Annotated in this window: 18 protein-coding genes and 1 pseudogene; 7 read left to right on the forward strand and 12 right to left on the reverse strand. The window is 64.6% G+C overall.

Annotation, left to right across the window (positions count from 1 at the left end):
- From LH128_RS00850 to LH128_RS00905, 12 genes and pseudogenes are all read right to left on the reverse strand, one after another.
- Positions 1-740 (reverse strand): annotated as a pseudogene (locus LH128_RS00850) (malate synthase G); the annotation flags it as partial.
- 26 nt (positions 741-766) lie between these two features.
- Positions 767-1,195, reverse strand: coding sequence for a GlcG/HbpS family heme-binding protein (locus tag LH128_RS00855; RefSeq protein ID WP_008827672.1), 429 nt, complete (start codon positions 1,193-1,195; stop codon positions 767-769).
- Positions 1,196-1,209: 14 nt separating this feature from the next.
- Complete coding sequence (locus tag LH128_RS00860) at positions 1,210-2,688, reverse strand: amidase family protein (protein WP_008827673.1); 1,479 nt, start codon at positions 2,686-2,688, stop codon at positions 1,210-1,212.
- Positions 2,685-3,695, reverse strand: coding sequence for a Gfo/Idh/MocA family protein (locus LH128_RS31100; protein WP_008827674.1), 1,011 nt, complete (start codon positions 3,693-3,695; stop codon positions 2,685-2,687). The genes LH128_RS00860 and LH128_RS31100 overlap by 4 nt, the downstream gene beginning before the upstream one ends.
- A 34-nt stretch (positions 3,696-3,729) precedes the next feature.
- Positions 3,730-4,857, reverse strand: coding sequence for an LLM class flavin-dependent oxidoreductase (locus LH128_RS00870; RefSeq protein ID WP_083910018.1), 1,128 nt, complete (start codon positions 4,855-4,857; stop codon positions 3,730-3,732).
- Positions 4,827-5,315: a nuclear transport factor 2 family protein gene (locus tag LH128_RS00875; protein ID WP_008827676.1), complete on the reverse strand. Its 489-nt coding sequence runs from the start codon at positions 5,313-5,315 to the stop codon at positions 4,827-4,829. The genes LH128_RS00870 and LH128_RS00875 overlap by 31 nt, the downstream gene beginning before the upstream one ends.
- Positions 5,316-5,328: 13 nt before the next feature.
- Positions 5,329-5,682, reverse strand: coding sequence for a hypothetical protein (locus LH128_RS00880; RefSeq protein ID WP_008827677.1), 354 nt, complete (start codon positions 5,680-5,682; stop codon positions 5,329-5,331).
- 22 nt (positions 5,683-5,704) lie between these two features.
- Positions 5,705-6,892 carry an aromatic ring-hydroxylating oxygenase subunit alpha gene (locus tag LH128_RS00885; RefSeq protein WP_008827678.1) on the reverse strand — a complete coding sequence of 396 codons (1,188 nt, stop codon included), beginning with the start codon at positions 6,890-6,892 and terminating at the stop codon, positions 5,705-5,707.
- A 57-nt stretch (positions 6,893-6,949) separates the two neighbouring features.
- A complete protein-coding gene (locus tag LH128_RS00890; RefSeq protein ID WP_008827679.1) occupies positions 6,950-9,355 on the reverse strand; it encodes a TonB-dependent receptor in 2,406 nt (801 codons plus the stop codon).
- Positions 9,356-9,636: 281 nt separating this feature from the next.
- Positions 9,637-9,936 (reverse strand): hypothetical protein, encoded by a 300-nt coding sequence (locus tag LH128_RS00895; protein ID WP_327195010.1) that lies wholly within the window; start codon positions 9,934-9,936, stop codon positions 9,637-9,639.
- Positions 9,937-9,973: 37 nt separating this feature from the next.
- Positions 9,974-10,615, reverse strand: a complete 642-nt coding sequence (locus tag LH128_RS00900) for a recombinase family protein (protein ID WP_008827681.1) — start codon at positions 10,613-10,615, stop codon at positions 9,974-9,976.
- A 97-nt stretch (positions 10,616-10,712) separates the two neighbouring features.
- Complete coding sequence (locus LH128_RS00905; protein ID WP_008827682.1) at positions 10,713-12,056, reverse strand: IS1182 family transposase; 1,344 nt, start codon at positions 12,054-12,056, stop codon at positions 10,713-10,715.
- A 155-nt stretch (positions 12,057-12,211) separates the two neighbouring features.
- On the opposite strand from LH128_RS00905, the gene LH128_RS00910 reads away from it, so the two are divergent.
- The 7 genes from LH128_RS00910 to LH128_RS00940 all read left to right on the forward strand — a co-directional run bounded on the left by LH128_RS00910 (position 12,212) and on the right by LH128_RS00940 (position 16,092).
- Complete coding sequence (locus tag LH128_RS00910) at positions 12,212-12,787, forward strand: recombinase family protein (RefSeq protein WP_008827683.1); 576 nt, start codon at positions 12,212-12,214, stop codon at positions 12,785-12,787.
- A 121-nt stretch (positions 12,788-12,908) separates the two neighbouring features.
- Positions 12,909-13,265 (forward strand): type II toxin-antitoxin system RelE/ParE family toxin, encoded by a 357-nt coding sequence (locus tag LH128_RS00915; RefSeq protein ID WP_008827684.1) that lies wholly within the window; start codon positions 12,909-12,911, stop codon positions 13,263-13,265.
- Complete coding sequence (locus LH128_RS00920) at positions 13,258-13,542, forward strand: XRE family transcriptional regulator (RefSeq protein ID WP_008827685.1); 285 nt, start codon at positions 13,258-13,260, stop codon at positions 13,540-13,542. Before LH128_RS00915 ends, LH128_RS00920 begins: the two co-directional genes overlap by 8 nt.
- Before the next feature lie 212 nt (positions 13,543-13,754).
- Positions 13,755-14,438 (forward strand): ParA family partition ATPase, encoded by a 684-nt coding sequence (parA, locus tag LH128_RS00925; protein ID WP_008827686.1) that lies wholly within the window; start codon positions 13,755-13,757, stop codon positions 14,436-14,438.
- Positions 14,435-14,701, forward strand: coding sequence for a ribbon-helix-helix domain-containing protein (locus tag LH128_RS00930; protein WP_008827687.1), 267 nt, complete (start codon positions 14,435-14,437; stop codon positions 14,699-14,701). Before parA ends, LH128_RS00930 begins: the two co-directional genes overlap by 4 nt.
- A 114-nt stretch (positions 14,702-14,815) precedes the next feature.
- The gene (locus tag LH128_RS00935) at positions 14,816-15,007 is read left to right on the forward strand and encodes a ribbon-helix-helix domain-containing protein (protein WP_008827688.1); all 192 of its coding nucleotides are present in this window, start codon (positions 14,816-14,818) and stop codon (positions 15,005-15,007) included.
- A gap of 371 nt (positions 15,008-15,378) precedes the next feature.
- Positions 15,379-16,092 (forward strand): hypothetical protein, encoded by a 714-nt coding sequence (locus LH128_RS00940; RefSeq protein WP_008827689.1) that lies wholly within the window; start codon positions 15,379-15,381, stop codon positions 16,090-16,092.
- Positions 16,093-16,482: the final 390 nt, after the last annotated feature.

Consider the following 16,482-nt stretch of genomic DNA (forward strand, 5'->3'; position numbering starts at 1 on the left):
CCCGCCGCATCGGCAGCGCCCACGGGATGGCTGCGGTCGATGCGGATTTCGATATGGAGGCCATGGTGTCGGAGCAGGATCGCATCGGGGGCCGCCGGATCGCCGCGATGGCCGGCAAACAGCGCCGGATCGGCCAGTGCTGGCACCAGCGCGCCGGCCGCCACATGATAGCCAGCGGCAGCGGCGTGGCTGCCCCGGGCAAGCGGCACGGCGGAATCGAGAAATGCCTTCGCCCGCCGGATCACGGCGGCACCGCGCGCGGCATCATAGCCCGGACCAGCCGGCGCGCCGGGAAGGGCATCCGAGGCATAGAGCGCGTCATAGAGGCTGCCCCAGCGGGCATTGACGGCATTGACGAGGAAGCGGCGGTTGAGCACCGGCACCACCAGCTGCGGCCCGGCCATCTCTGCGATTTCGGCATCGATGCCGGCGGTCGTGATCATAAACGGCGCCGGCTCGTCGACCAGATAGCCGATCGACTGCAGAAATGCCCGGTAGGCGGCGGGCTCGATCGGGATGGGCCCGCGCGCGCGGTGCCACTGGTCGATCGCGGCCTGCATCCGGTCGCGCTCGGCCAGCAGGGCGCGGTTTTCCGGCGCGAACGTCGCGAGAATCCGTGCCGCGCCCTCCCAGAACCGGTCGGGCGCGATGCCGGTGCCGGGAAGCACCTGCTCGTCGACGAACGCCGCCAGGGCTGCCGCCACCGACAGGCCCGCCCGCGTGACCATCGCTTCACCCATCTCCCTCTCCCTTATCCCTGGTCCCGTCAGGCTCGCGCGGACAGGCCGGCGGCCGCGATCCCGGCGAGCGCGCACAGCTCGTCATTGTCCGACGTGTCGCCCGTCACGCCGATGGCGCCTGAAATCGTGCCGTCTTCCGCCTCCACGATCAGCCCGCCGGCAGCCGGAATCAGCCCCTGCGCTGCGGCCGGGCCGAGGGCCGCCACGAACCAGGGCCGCTCGGCCGCCATGTCGCCGATCCGGCGGCTCGACACGCCGAGCCCCAGCGCGCCGGCTGCCTTTCCCGTCGCGATCTGGGGGCGCAACGTCGAGGCGCCGTCCTGACGCGCCAGCGCGATGACATGTCCGCCCGGATCGAGGACGGCAACCGCGAGCGGCTTCAGCGCGAGGGTGGCGGCATGGGCCAGCGCCCCGTCGATCATGGCCTGCGCCTGGCTGAGCGTGATGGATGGCACTGTTATTCTCCCTGTCAGTCCGGCGCGCGGCGGCGCGGTTCGGGCCGCCCGCCCGCCCGGGCCTCGGCGGCCAGCGCCTGTTCGAGCGCATGGCCGATCGCAAGCAGCCGCGGCTCGGAAAAAGCGGGGCCGATCAGGCTGATGCCTGCCGGCCAGCCATCATCCCCCCAGCCGGCCGGCACCGTGAGCACCGGGCAGCCGGCCTTCCCCGTCAGCTTGGCGGCGGCGCCGCCGGGCACCAGCAGCGCATCGAGCCCATAGTGCTGGCAGACGGCCTCGATGCCAAGGGTGCGGCTGAGCAGCACATCGCGCTGGCGATCGGCACGATAGACCGGCGCATCGATGCCGGCACTGCCCTCGGCCGCTTCGGCGAGCGCCTGGCCATAGCGCAGGCAGGCTTCCGGGTTGGCGGCATTGAAGGCAAGGATCGCGGCGAGGTTCGCACATGGGGCCGCCGGCCCCTGCGCTTCGAGAAAGGCGTTGAGGCCCGCCTTGAACGCGCTGGGGAACACGGTGGAGCGGAGTGCGGCCACCGCGTCTGCCGTCGGCACGTCGGCCGGATCGATCACCATCGCGCCATGGACGCGCGCGACCACAAGGGCGGCGTCTGCCACCGCGTCGGCCGCCGCCTGGCCCGGCCGTCCGAAATAGACCCGCCGCGCCACGCCGATCCGGGCGCCGGCAAGGGCGCTGGCATCGGGAAACCGGCCATAGTCGGCGGCATGGGTGGCGGCATCGAGCGTCGCCGAATCGCCGAAATCGGCACCCGCGATCGCGGCGAGCACGACGGCGGCATCAGCGACGCTGCGGGTCAGGGGGCCCGCGGTGTCCTGGCTCGTGACCAGCGGCACGATGCCCGCCCGGCTGACGAGGCCCACCGTGGGCTTCAATCCCACCACGGCCGACTGGCTGGCCGGAGTCTGGATCGAATTCTGCGTTTCGCTGCCGATCGCGAACACCGCGAGCCCGGCTGCCACCGCACACGCCGGACCGACGCTCGACCCGCCGCCCCGATCATAACGCAGCCCGTGCGGATGACGCACCACGCCGCCCGCCGAACTATATTCCGACGGCATGGTGTCGGCCAGATAATCGGCAAATTCGGTCATGTTGCATTTGCCGAGGATGACGGCGCCCGCCGCGCGCAGCCGGCGGACGATGCCTGCATCGCGCAGTGGCCGCAGGCCCGCGAGCGCCAGCGAACCGGCGGTCGTCGCCATGCCGTCGCCGGTTGCGATATTGTCCTTCAGAAGCACCGGAATCCCGTGCAGCGGCCCGCGCACGGCGCCGGCCGCGCGTTCGGCATCGAGGGCCCGGGCGATCGCCCGGGCCTCGGGGTTTTCCTCGCGCACGCTGTTGAGCATCGGGCCCGCGCGATCGAGCCGGGCGATGCGGTCGAGAAAATGGTCGCACAAAGCCACGCTCGTCAGCCGGCCGGCGGCCATCGCCGCCCCGAGTTCCGCGATCGACCGTTCGTGCCAGTCTGCCGTCATCCGCGGTCGACCGTCACCCGGCCGCCCTCGCGGGCGGAGCGGCGGATCGCATCCAGCACCCGGCATGCATCGGCACCCTGGCGTCCGCTGACGCCGAGCGGCGCCACCCCACGCACCGCGCGGCTGAACGCGGTCAGTTCCATCTGATAGGGGGATGCCGCAGGATGATCGACGGGCTGTTCGACCAGATCCATGCCGGCGAGCAGCCGGCCGGTCGTGCCGATCCCGATCGTCTGCTCGGCGATCAGGCTGCCGCTCTCGCCGTAGAGGCCGAGTTCGCTGCGCGGCGCGGTGACCGCGGTCGAACAGGTGAGGGTGGCAAGCGTGCCCCCCTCGAACGCGAGCACCGCCGAGCAGATGTCCTCGGTCTCATAGCCATAGGTCTGGTTGTCCATCGTAGCCTGGACCGACCGCACGGGGCCGAGCAGCCACAGCAGCAGATCAACGAGATGGGTGCCAAGATCGCCGGTCGCCCAGCCGCCGCCCGATCCTTCGAGGGTGCGGCGCCACGGCGAGGGCGGGAACGGATAGCGGAAGCAGGCATGGACATGGGCATGGATGATCCGGCCGAGATCGCCCGCCGCCACCCGGCGCGCCATCTCGACATGGATCGGGTGAAACCGCATCTGATAGCCGGTGCCGAGCAGCACGCCCGCCTCGGCGCAGGCAGCGACCATCCGGTCGGCCGTCGCGCCGTCGGGGGCCAGCGGCTTGTCGCACAGCACATGTTTGCCGGCGCGCGCGCAGGCAAACACGTCATCCGGATGGCGCGCGTTGGGCGTGGCGACGAACACCGCGTCGAGATCGGGGTCGGCCAGAAACGCGTCGAGATCGGCATAGGGCCTGGCACCCCATTCCTTGGCAAATTCGGAAGCCCGCTCCGGATCGCGGCTGCACACGCTGTGCACAACCGCCTCCGGAATGGTGTTCAGGGCGGGCGCGATCGCATCGGTGCTGATCCAGCCCGAGCCGATGATTCCCCAGCGTACGGGAGCGATGTCGGTCATGGATGATCCTGGCGTGTCTGGTCGCGGTGGGGGTTCAGGCGAACGCGGGCATCACCTCGCGAGCGAACAGTTCCTGATTGCGGACCGCCTTCCACGGTTCGATGTTGCCATAATGCGCGATGATGTTGAATTCGTTGAACTTCACCTTGTCGTGGAAGGCCGCGAGCTTTTTGGTGATCTGGGCGGGCGTGCCGACCCATGCAAGTTCATTCTCGACGATCTGCTCGAAGCTGAAGTTGCGCAGGGATTGCAGCACGTCGCTGGCATAGAACTGGTAACCGCTGGCATTCAGCCGGTCGCGCAGCGGCGCGTTGCCGCGCAGCGAATCGTGCGGCCGGATATTGAACTCGAAGAAATTGAGGATCGCCTCCCGGCCCTCGCGCATCGCGGTATTCTCGTCTTCGGCAAGAAAGATCGCACGATTGTAGCCGATGTCGGGCACCGCGCCGGATTTCTGGCAGGCGGCGCGGTAGGTGGCGATGCCCGGCGCGAACACGTCATAGGGGGCGGGCCCGCCGCAGACGATGCCCCAGCCTTTTTCGGCGGCCAGTTCGAAATTCTTGCCGCTGGTGCCGGTCATATAGGCTTTGGGATAGGGTTTCTGCACCGGCTTCGGCACGACCGACACATTGTCCACATCGAAATATTCGCCGTGATAGCTGAACCGGTCTTTGGTCCATGCCAGTTCCAGGAGATCAAGGCCTTCCTGATAGCGGCCCTGGCTTTCCTCCATCGCAATGCCGAGCGGCGGATAGAGCCAGCCATGGCCACGGCCGAAGCCGAGTTCGAGGCGGCCGCCGGTCAGGATGTCGGTCTGCGCGATCTCGCCGGCGAGCACCATCGGATTGTGCAGCGGCAGCGTGTGGCACAGCGTGCGGAAGCGGATATCGGTGGTGCGCTGGGCGGCGGCTGCAAACATCGCCAGTGGATTGGCCGAAGTTCCGAAGCTTGCAAAACAATGGTGTTCGATCAGATTGTAGGAATAATAGCCCATCTGGTCGGCATGCTCGATCTGGTGGAACACGTCCCACAACAATTCCTGCTCCGACTTTTCGGGAGCGGTCTGCATTTCGCAGTAAACACCAAATCTGAGGCCCGACATAAAGGGATGCACCTTTCGAAAGGGAGAAATCACAGAGCCGTGCGGGGATCCGGGCTCCATGGCGTGTCAAAGGGGGTGGCGAGCTTCACGTTGAGAATCAGCGCATGGAAATACCAGCCGCCGTCGCGCCGGACGAAGCGGGCATCATATGTGCCACCGACCCACACCGATCGCGCCGCGCCATCCGCGCCGGCGATGGTGGCCAGTTCCCACAGATACCAGCTGCCATGGGCCTGGTCGCCGTCCAGAAAAATCGTCGGCGAGATCATATAGTGGAGCGTCCAGAGGATCTGCTCCTGGCCGGTTTTCGAAAGGGCCTCGGCAATCGTCGCCCGGCCGGCGAACCGGCCGAACCCTTCCGATTCCCAGGTCGCATCCTCGGCGAACAGCGGCGCCATGATCGCGGGATCGTTCTGGCGGTCGGCCCCGATCGCATAGCGGCCGATCAGGCCGCGGATCGCTTCGAGGTCGTGGAGCTGACGGACCTGCGCTGCGAGTGCCTCGATATCCGTTGTCATCGGCCGTCTCCGTTCATCCGAGGAAGAAAGGCGTGGCGCCATGTTCGGCGTGGAACCGCTCTTCCTCGAAACTGTAGGGAACCCGCGTCTTGCCGCCGTAGAGTTCGATGTGGGGCGCGACTTCGGCAAGCGAGAGTGTCAGATAGAACAGGTTTTTCGCATCATCCGGCATCGAGTCGAGCGGCATCGCATTCAGATATTCGATCATCGCGTCGAGCCGGCCCACGGTCGCATCGTAGAAAATCTGCAGGTCGGCGGGTGTGCTCGATCGCCGCCTGTTTTCCCGGGCATTCTGCGTGGCGAGCGCCCATTGTTCCGCCAGTGGCTCAAGATCGGAAAAGCCGGCGGGAAGATAGGAGAAGGTCATGGCTGGGTGCATCCCACTGGAGTCAGGCGTTGAGATAGTCTTCCACCGATTTGTATCCGTGGCGGATGAGGATTTCATGATCCTGGAGGTGCATCACTTTCTTGGATCGGGACGCCAGCGCCGCGTGCGTCGCCTCCATGGTCGCCGTGTCTTCCAGCCAGGCGTTGCGTTGCAGCAGCTGCCCATGTTCCTGGCTGAACCGCTGCCCCGCGTTCTGGGGCGGACGGAAATACTGGATCCCTTCCCACAGCGTCTTGTCGACCGCGATCGGCATGAACTGGTGGGTGAAATAAAGGCCGTCCATGATGTGCACGAGGAAATTGGGGAACAGAACTGCAAGCTCGAACGCGAAATTGGGGTCGCGCCGCGGGTTGATGAGCGGCGGCAGTTCGGTGCGGACCCCGCGCTTGGCGATCGACGAGGTGCCGAGCTGGTGGGCAAGCTTCGCCACCGGGGTCTGCTTCGGACCGCCATCGGCCATGCAGACCGAGCCGCTGCGGTGCGGCCCGAGAATCTCGACGTCGCCAAGCTTCGCGTTGAACCCGTCCGGGAATGAGCCGGCGTGGATCGTGGTGACGTGATAGGCCTCCGAAAAGGCATCCTGCGCAACCTTCCAGTTGCAGTTCAAAATCGTGCGATAGGCATAGACCGCCGTCATCTCGCCATAGGGAAAGCCCGCGAGCCGCTCGCCCACCTGGCCGAGATAGGCGGCAAGCGACTGCGCGGGCGCGGGATCGAGATGGGCGAACACAAACCCTTCCCACACGTCGACGCCCACGGGGGTGAGCCCGTTCTCGCAGCGCTTGAAGCTGTCGAAAAACTCCTCCTCCTGGGGAATGTCGGTCAACTGGCCTTCCAGATCATAGGTCCAGCCGTGGAAATTGCAGAAGAAATGCCGGGTGCGGCCGCTGGTTTCGGGTCCCGAGACGACGGTGTTGCCACGGTGCGAGCAGGTGTTGTGGAAGCCGCGGATGCGGCCATCGACACCGCGCGCCAGGATGATCTGGGTGTTCCAGATGTCCATGTCCACCAGTTTCCACGAGCCGGTCTGCGGAAACTCCTCCACCCGGCCGACCTTCAGCCAGACTTTCTTGAACAGCTTTTCGCGTTCCCGCTCGAAATAATCGGGCGAGATGCAGGCGTCGACCGGAACGGGATCGGTGCCGATCTCGGGAAAGCGTTCGGCCCAGAGATGGGTATGTGCGTTCATCATATGGCTCCATCAGAACATGGGTTGGACGGGCATCACGAAATCGATGGCCGGAGTTCAGAACGTATATCGCGCCGATACCTTGAAGAACCGCGGCGGCTTGTATGAAACCTCGTTGCACCCGCACAGGGTCGCGACATTGTAGCCCATGACTCCGGCGCGCACATCGGTGATGTTCTTGACGGAGAATATGAGCTCGAGGGCATCCTTCGACCAGGAGATATTGGCATTGGCCATCAGATAGCGACCGAACTTGTCAGCATCGAAGTTGCGGAGGTTATAATAATAGGAGCTGGAATAGGATGCGTCAGCTCCGACCGACATCACGCCGCCGAACGAGGCATCCCAGGCATAGCGGATGACGCCCGTCATCTGCAGTTGCGGCGCATAGACCGGCTTCACATCGCGCACGATCGGCCCGTTGACCCGCAGCGGCACGTCCTTCACCTTGGAATCGAACCAGGAGGCCATCAGCCCGAGGTCGAGCCCTTCGAGGGGCGAGGTGAACAGTTCCGCCTCGCCGCCATAGGTCCGCGCATCGGCGTTGATCACCACGCCCGACACCCCGGTGAACAGGAACGACTGATAGTCGAGATAGTCGTAATAGAAGGCCGAGGCATTGAAGCGGGTGCGCCGGTCCGGGAACATATATTTGAATCCGGCCTCATAACTCCACAGCGTCTCGGGTCCGTAGCGGATCGCGCTTGCCGGAACGCCGAGGCCGCCGGCCAGCTGGGCATTGTAGCTGCCGGCTTTCACTCCGCGGTTGACCCCGGCGTAGAGCATCAGATCATCCTGCGGCCGGTATTCGAGCTGCAGCTTGCCCGCCCACAGCGTCTGGCCGTGACTGTCCTGATAGGGGGCGGGGCCGGACGGCCCGAACACCGGGCCGATGATGATCGGGGTTCCGAGATGGATGTCGTTCGAGCCGACGGTCGGGAAGATCGCCTGCGTGAAATGATAATCCTTCTCTTCGCGGATGATGCGCCCGCCGACGATGAGGTTGAGCTGCGGTGCAAATTTCCAGTCGATCTGGCCGAAGCCAGAATAGGAGTTGGTCTTCAGATGGGCGACGGATGCGAGGTCCATCGGGAACGGGGACGCAATGCTGTTGACCGGAAACTTGAGTCCGTTATCCGATTTATTGTCGATATAGAGATAATAGAGGCCCGCGATCCATTCGAGGGAATCCGATTTTCCGTTTATCCGCACTTCCTGCGAAAATGTGTCCGCATTCACGCGCGCATAGTTTTCCGCGAGATTTTCAGGTCCTGAATCGGTGTCCACGAACAGTTTCTTGTAGAAATGCTTGAAATCCGACACCACGATCAGCGACACGCTGTCCGAAAGGTCGAATTCCGACGTGAGGTTGACGCCCGTCGTCTTGACCCGGCCGGGATTGGCGAAAGCGAAATCGCCCGACCATGTGAAATCCTTGCCGTCCGGGTCGATGTAGCCGAACAGGTCGCCGCCGGGCCGCAGACGGCCGACCGTGTCGCCCAGTATGCCGTCGTTGTTGAGGTCGGAGCCCAGGTCCTGGCCGTCGGCGCCGATGGACGCCCTTGTCTCGCCTGGCTGAACGTCGGTGACGTTGATCAGCTCCTGGTTGGCATCATAATGGGCGATCACCGGCTTGTTCTGGTAGGGCCCGGTGGAAAGGTGGCTGCGCGCGCCGTTGAAGGCGAGGATGAAGCGCGCGCTGTCCGAGGGTTCGAACAGCAGCGTGAGCCGTCCGGCCAGCGTGTCGTCATTGCCGAGGTCGGCACCCGCGCCCGGCCCCGGCGGGCCGCCGACCGCCTGATCGGGATATTTGTTTTTGAGATAGGGCTCGGCCTTGCTCCACATCACGACGGCGCGGGCGGCGAGCGTTGCGGCCAGCGGCACGTTCAGCGCAGCCTCGCCCCGGAACGCGCCGGGCGTGCTCGGACTGTCGTACAGTCCGTAGCCAAGCTCGACGAATCCTTCCACGCCGGAGAGACTCGGCTTGCGGGTGACGTAATGGACGAGGCCGCCGGTCGCGTTGCGTCCGAACAGGGTTGCCTGCGGGCCTTTCAGGATCTCGACCCGGTCGATATCGAGCAGTGAGAAAGTCTGGCCCTGGGCGATCGCGATATAGCCCTCGTCGAGGTAGACGGCATTGGGCGCCTCGACGATGTCGTTGGGGTCGATCTGGTTGACGCCCCGGATGGTATATTGGGTATTCTGTCCGGCAAGGCTGCCGCTCGTCGAGACGCCGGGCGTGAGCGCGGCGAGTTCGCGGCTGTCGACGATGTTGAGCGTGCGCAGCTGTTCGCCCGAGAAGGCGGCGATTGCGATGCCGACGTCCTGGACATTCTGCTCGCGCCGTTGCGCGGTGACGACGATTTCACCCGAAAGGGCCGACTGGGCCGCCGCGGTCTGCTCATCGGATGCAGCATCGGCGGCTCGGGCCGGCTGTCCGGAAATCAGGGCTGCCGATGCCATCAGCGCGGCTCTGGAGACGAGGCCATGTCTTCTCATCAATAATACCCCTTTTGGACTGCGGCTGGCGCGCAGTCACGATTGATGCGGTCGCGTTGGATATTGTTATGTTATTGGTGCACACTTCAGGGGGAGAGTGGAAATCAAACCTTCTGTATCTGCTGGACTGGGGTCAGGCTATGCACGCAGGCGCTTGGCCCGCTAGCCCGAAACGGCAGCGGATGGCCCGAAAACGACAGAAAGGCGCGGGGCGCGGTGGCGCCGGAGCGCAGCGCGCGTGGGGATCAGCGCGGGCTGCGCTTGGCGAGGATCCGCTGGAGCGTGCGCCGGTGCATCTTCAGCCGGCGCGCGGTCTCCGAGACATTGCGGTCACACAGTTCATAGACGCGCTGGATATGTTCCCAGCGCACGCGATCGGCTGACATCGGCTCGGACGGTGGCTCGGGCCGTTCGCCCGGCGGGCTGAGCAGAGCCGCCACCAGGTCTTCCGGGTCGACCGGCTTTGCCAGATAGTCGATCGCCCCTTCCTTCACGGCGGCCACCGCGGTGGCGAGATTGCCATAGCCGGTGAGGATCGGGTCCATCCCCGCAAAAGTACCGAACGCGACATAGGAATTTCGGTCAAGCACTGAGGGCATTCGGAGTGCCGGACGCGACTTTGAGGACCCGCTTTGCATGATCGCGCAACTGGCCGTTCGGTCCGACGTAGCGATAGAGCGTCGCGCGGCTAATGCCGAGTTCACGGCATAGGTCAGCGATATTCGTGTCGCGATTGGCCATCGCAGACTGGGCCAGGCGGATCTGGTTTTTGGTCAGCTCGAATTGGCGGCCGCCTTTACGTCCGCGTGCGCGGGCAGCGGCGAGACCCGCCATTGTGCGTTCGCGAATGAGATCGCCCTTGAACTCGGCCAGTGCCGCGAATATCCCGAATATCAGTTTGCCGCTTGATGTGGTGGTGTCTATATCGACGCCCTGGCCGGTGAGGACGCAAAGCCCGACGCCTCGTTCAGACAGACTGCGTACGGTCGTGACCAAATGCTTGAGATCGCGTCCCAGCCGGTCAAGCTTCCATATATAAAGTGTGTCGCCTGGCCGTAGCGCTTTCAGGCAGGCTTCCAGCCCCGGACGATCATCCCGCTTTCCAGACGCTTCGTCCTTGTAGACGTGGTCGGGAGTGACATCGGCCGCCGTGAGCGCATCCATCTGAAGGTCGAGGGTCTGCGAGCCGTCTGCTTTGGAAATCCGCGCATATCCGAGCTTCATGAGTGTTTCACAGACGGTCGAGACCGTTGAAAAACGGCTGCTTGGAGCCGCGTGGGGACGGCTACTGTCATCGGTGATCGGTAAGATGGCCTACGTATCAGGCCGGCACGGCCTGTCTCGCGAGCAGCTGGAGGTTGTAGGCCGCGGCGGCCATGGTGAACTCTTCCGCGGCTCCGGCGAGACCTCGCAACTTGAGCGTTCGTAGACCCAGGTTGCGTTTCAGGTGGCCGAACACGCGCTCGATCCGCTGTCTTCGACGCCGCGCCTGCACGTAGGCCTCGGTGCCGGCAAGGGCACGAACGGTATCACGGGCATCCTCGCTCACCAGGCGGGTGACACCGCGCTTCTTGCCGATGGTGCATTGGGGTTTCAGTTCGCAGGCGATGCAATCGGCGGGACGGCTTCGGTAGACGCGGACCTGACTGGCGCGATTAGTGCCGCAATAGCCAAGCAGCTTGTCTGCCGGGCAGCGATACGCGTCGGCCTCGCGGTCGTAGCGAAAGGCATCGCGGGTGAAGAAGGCATCGCGCTGGCGACCGCGGTCGATGACCGGAATGTACGGCGTGATGTTCCGGTCGACCAGCCAGCCGAGCAGTGGGCCGCTGCCATACGCCTTGTCGGCCGAGAGGCTCGCAGGCGCGATGCCCAGCTTGGTCCCGATGCGTGACACCAGCGTCCGGGTCGCGGCCACTTCAGCTGCGAAGCGCGCGGGCGTTGCCTCAACGTCGAGGATACAGTCAGTGTCGAGGTCGAGCAGCGGGTTGATAGCATAGGCGTAGCGTGCCGGCCCGTGCTTGCAGGTGAGCGCCGCCTGCGGGTCAGTTGGCGAGATGCTTGCCGGCTCGACGGAGGCCGGCTCGTCCGGACCTGGCGGCAACGCGGCATCGAGCGCCGCGAGATACTCGGCAACGGGCCGCGAGACGCTCTCCCGAGCACGCAGTTCGTCAGCTGCCTCGGCACCCTTCAGCTTCTTCTCCCGGCTGGCATCGGCCATGACCGTGCTGCCGTCCACCGCCACGTCGCGCCCCGCCACCAGCCCGGCCGCGGCGCACTTGGCGACCACCTGTTCGAACAGGAGACGATGCAGGTCGCAGGCGCGGAAGCGACCATGCCGGTTCTTTGAGAAAGTCGAATGATCAGGCACCCGATCGGCCAGATCGAGCCGACAGAACCAGCGGTAAGCGAGGTTGAGGTGCACCTCCTCGCACAAGCGCCGTTCTGAGCGGATGCCGAACAGGTAGCCGACCAGCAGCATCCGCAGCATCAGTTCCGGATCGATCGAGGGTCGCCCGGTCATGCTGTAGCTCGCCGCCAGTGCGTCGCGCACGAAGCCGAAATCGAAGAGGCCGTCGATACGTCGGAGCAGGTGGTCAGCGGGCACATGATCGTCGAGCCGGAACCCGTAGAACAGCGCGCCCTGCGCTACCTGCCGACCCATCATGTCCCTACTCCCCGCTGCTTCGCAGGAGTGAATCACGCTGCCCGGGCGGTAGCAAGCATGCGTTTTTCAACGGTCTCGATCGGTTTTGACACCAGCCCCCTGCTCCAGCTTTTCCAAGGGTTTGCAGGTGTCACAACCCCGTGCCAAAACGAGGCATGGAAATCGGCTATGCCCGCGTGTCGCGAGGCGACTCCCAGGATATAGACCCGCAGCTTCGCGCGCTCCGCGATGCCGGGTGCGATCCCATCTACCAAGAGGAGGCATCGGGCGGCCGAGCTGACCGCCCCGAGCTGGTGCGCGCGATCGGCGGCTTGCAGCCCGGCGATGTGTTCGTAGTGTGGAAGCTCGACCGCTTATCGCGCTCGCTTCGCGACCTCCTGTTCACGCTGGAGGCAATCACCGCCGCAGGCGCGGGGTTCCGATCGCTGACCGAGTCGATCGACACCACCACCGCCCCCGGTCGGTTGATGACGCAGATGCTAGGCGCGTTCGCCGAGTTCGAGCGCGCCATGATCCGAGAGCGGACCATGAACGGGCTGGCGCACGCCCGCAAAGCCGGCCGGCACCTTGGACGCCGCCCCAGCCTCACCGGTCCCCAGCGGGCCGAGATCATCGCCAAGGCCGAGTCCGGCCAAGGCTCCCCTGCCCAGCTCGCCAATCTATTCCGCGTGTCGCGCTCGACCGTGCAGCGCGTGTTGCGCGATCATCGGGCGCGCCAGGCAACAGGGTGATTGAGGCTGCCGTTCGGCAGCCGCGTTTTGGTCTCACCCACCCAACCCTGTGGGCGTGGCCTGACGGCCCCACCCTTGACAGTTGCACCTTATATGGTGCATTGCACTTTATAAGGCACAGATGAGCACGAACCCGCCGCATAGAATTGAACTGGTGTTCTACCAGACCGACGCCGGCAACGTGCCGGTCAGGGACTGGTTGCTCGGGCTTGTGGAGGTCAATCGACGCGAGATCGGGCAGGACTTGCAACGTGTCCAGTTTCGATGGCCGGTAGGTATGCCGCTGGTACGGCCGATGGGAAAGGGACTGTTCGAGGTTCGCACGTCGTTACCGGACGGGACGATCGCGAGGGTCATGTTCTGCTTCCAGGCTGGCGAGCTGTATGCGCTGCACGGCTTCATCAAGAAGGCGAACAAGACGCCGGCATCGGATTTGGAACTCGCGCGCAAGCGCCAGAAGGAGGTCGAAAATGGCTGATAACAAGCACCGGGGTCCGACCCTCGACAGTTTTCTGGAACAGGAAGGCGTCCTTGGCGAGTTTCAGGCCAGGGCGATCAAGGAGGTTATTGCGTGGCAGCTCGCCGATGCGATGAAGGAGCGCAAGCTCAGCAAGAACCGCCTCGCCATGATGATGCACACCAGCCGCACCCAGGTTGATCGCGTGCTTGATCCCAAGGACGGCAATGTGACCATTGAGACGCTGCAGCGGGCCGCAGCGGTCGTTGGCCGGCGCGTTCAGCTCGAACTCGTCTAGCTGACTACCGGCGATAGAGTCTGGCGCCTGCCGCTACGCGGCACCGCCGCTCTCAGTCGCTTCGCTCCCCAAGCCCAAGCCGTCTTGGCCCTACCGGGTTCCGATCGGCTGGCGGGCGAGGATCCGCACGGCGGATCGCCGCCAATCGAAACCGTTGACCGCCGCGACTCCATCGTTCACACGTTCACGTGTTCACGTGTTCAGGGGTTCACATGAAGGTCATCACCGTCATCAGCCAGAAAGGCGGCGCGGGCAAGACGACCTTGGCGATCCACCTAGCCGCAGCCGGCGCGGGCGCGGGGCTTACTGCGTTGATTCTCGACACTGACCCGCAAGCCACAGCGAGCCACTGGAGCGAGTGGCGCGGAGCGTCGGACCTGGAGGTGGTCGATTGCGCCTCCCCTTCCCTCTTGCCGCGCAAGCTCCAGCAAGCGGCCGAGCTTGGTGCCGACCTAGTGGTGATCGATACCCCACCCCATGCCGACATTATGGCGCGGGAAGCCTGCAAGGTAGCGGACCTGGTGTTGATTCCCTGTCGTCCGCAAGCGTTCGATCTCAAAGCCGTCGAGATGACCGCCGAGCTGGTACAGGCGACCGGCAAACCCGCGTTCGTGCTGTTCATGGGCGGTCCCCAGCGCGCGCCGACAACCTACCGAGATGCCCGCGAGCTGATCGAGGGCGGCGATGGTGTCGCGGGCATGGGCGTGGACGTTGCGCCCGTAATGCTCACCCAGCGGGCGATCTATCATCACAGCACGGCGCAGGGAAAAACCGCGATCGAGTTGGAACCTGAAGGCAAAGCGGCCGAGGAAGTTACCGCTTTATGGGCATGGACAAGTAAGCAGGTGAACGTGTCCACACGTTCACGAGTGAACAGAAAACGGGGCGCGGCATGAGCAAGTTCGGCGCGATGAAGCAGCAACGGGCGGAGAAGGCCGGCGCGATCGGCGACAGTTCCGACCCGACGACTGCGGCGCCGACCGCCCGTGCCCAGGCCCGGCAGGGCAAGAAGGCCGTGAGTGCCTATTTCAGCCCCGAGGTCAGTCGCGGTCTGAACATGCTGGCGGCCGAGCAGGGAACGACATTGCAGGCCCTCCTTGGCGAAGCCATCGACCTCCTCATGCGCCAGCACGGCAAGCACCCGTTCGGCGAGCGGTAGCTGTCCACGTGTGAATATGTGAATGTGTGAACACAAAGATTTAGGAGCTTGGGGGTGGCAAGATCGACAAACGCCAGGAAGCCGACCGGTCCGGCTGCGGAGGTTGAAGAACCGATGTTGCCGATCGAAGCGCCGCGCCGCCAGCGCAACCGCATCGGGAAGAAGTCGATCGCTGGCCGGTTTGATCCAGCGGTTGCCCGAGCGTTCGCGATCCTCGCCGTCAAGGAAGACAGCACGATCGAGGCAATGTTGACCGAGGCCGTCCTCGACATTCTCCAGAAATACAATCAGCCCGTTGAGAAGTGAACAGGCTCACATATGAACACGTGAACACGTGAACACGTGAACACTTAAACTATTGCGCCAGCGTTATAGAGCGCACTTCCCAACAGCATAGGAATCTGACAGGCTTCAGTGTCGGCGAACTTGTTCGTCGATTCGTCGTGGCGATCATAGCGGGTGGCACCGCTAGGGCCAAAACGACGAAAGCCCGGCTTGGCGGCCGGGCTCTCGGAAAGTCTGATTTGCGGGAAGAGGCCCGCGTTCTGTCGCAAGAACAAGCCTCCCGCAGATCAGGCGAGAAGTCAACTCGAAAACGCTGTTTTCGAGCACGGGAGAGCTATGTCCATGAGGGATTGCCGCCAGCAGCCGGGCCAACCGATCGACGGGAGGTTCCCATGCAAACTGTGTTCGAGGCCTTGGGAGGGGCGACAAAAGGGCGACGGCCGGGCCGTCAGACCGGCCAGCGGGTCCATCGCTACAGCCGCACCGAGGAGGGCGGAGAAGGGCGGTTCTGGCAGCCGTTCAATCCCAAGAATGTCGCTCGCTTCATGCAGGCGGCCGAGAAATATGACCGCCTGAAACGGCTCGCCAACCGGCGCGCGCGCAACAACCGCGAGAACGGAGCAATCGGCCATGTCGGGCTTGAGGTGTTGCGCGAGCTACTACGCCTGATCGACTATAAGACCGGTCGCCTCGACCCGGCCATCGCGACGCTGGCGCTTCGCATCGGCCGCTCGATCGCGGCGGTGGCGGACGCGCTCAAACGGCTCAAGGCGCATGGCTTCCTTGATTGGCTTCGCCGCTATGTGCCGACCGGCAATGCGGGGCTGCGCGGGCCGCAGGTCAAGCAGACCTCGAACGCCTATCGGCTAATGCTCCCCGCCCAGGTGGAACGCGGCATCACCGCACCGCTTCCCGAGGATGACACCGATCGGCGCAAGGCGGCGATCGAGGAGGGCAGGGCGATGGTCGCTAGGTTGCCGCTCGACGAGCAACCCGCTCAGCTCGTGGACGATCCGGGACTTGCGGCGATTCTTGCTCGGCTTGGGCGATCGATCATGAGCCAGGAACGTGATTCAGATAGGCAGAATGAATCCCGGCAGAGTTAGAAATAGATAATGCGGAATTGGCCTACCGGCCAATGTGTAGTTCGCTGCGTGCCGCCTTCGGCGTCACCAATGCGCCGCTACGCGGCGCAGGCTTAGCGGGAAGAAGGTGGCGAGGTGGCGGCGGAATCGCGTCCTAGCGCCGCCTAGGTGCGTCGTGAGGGCAGGAGAGGGGTTTCCGAGATGGGGTCGGTTCCGGCTCGGGGCAAAATGACACCTCTCATGACTGCCATCCGAAACGCTGGTCGAGTTTACTCCTTCGCCGGCTGCAAGACCAGCGGTTACATTGACCTTGGCGGGTGTGCCGCGGGCGCCTGATCGACGACGATTGATCATGCTCTCATCCGCGGGTTGGTTACCGCACTACCCGTATCCGTCGCTGGGCCTATCCTC

It is taken from the genome of Sphingomonas sp. LH128, assembly GCF_000293195.2.
Lineage (GTDB): Bacteria > Pseudomonadota > Alphaproteobacteria > Sphingomonadales > Sphingomonadaceae > Novosphingobium > Novosphingobium resinovorum_A.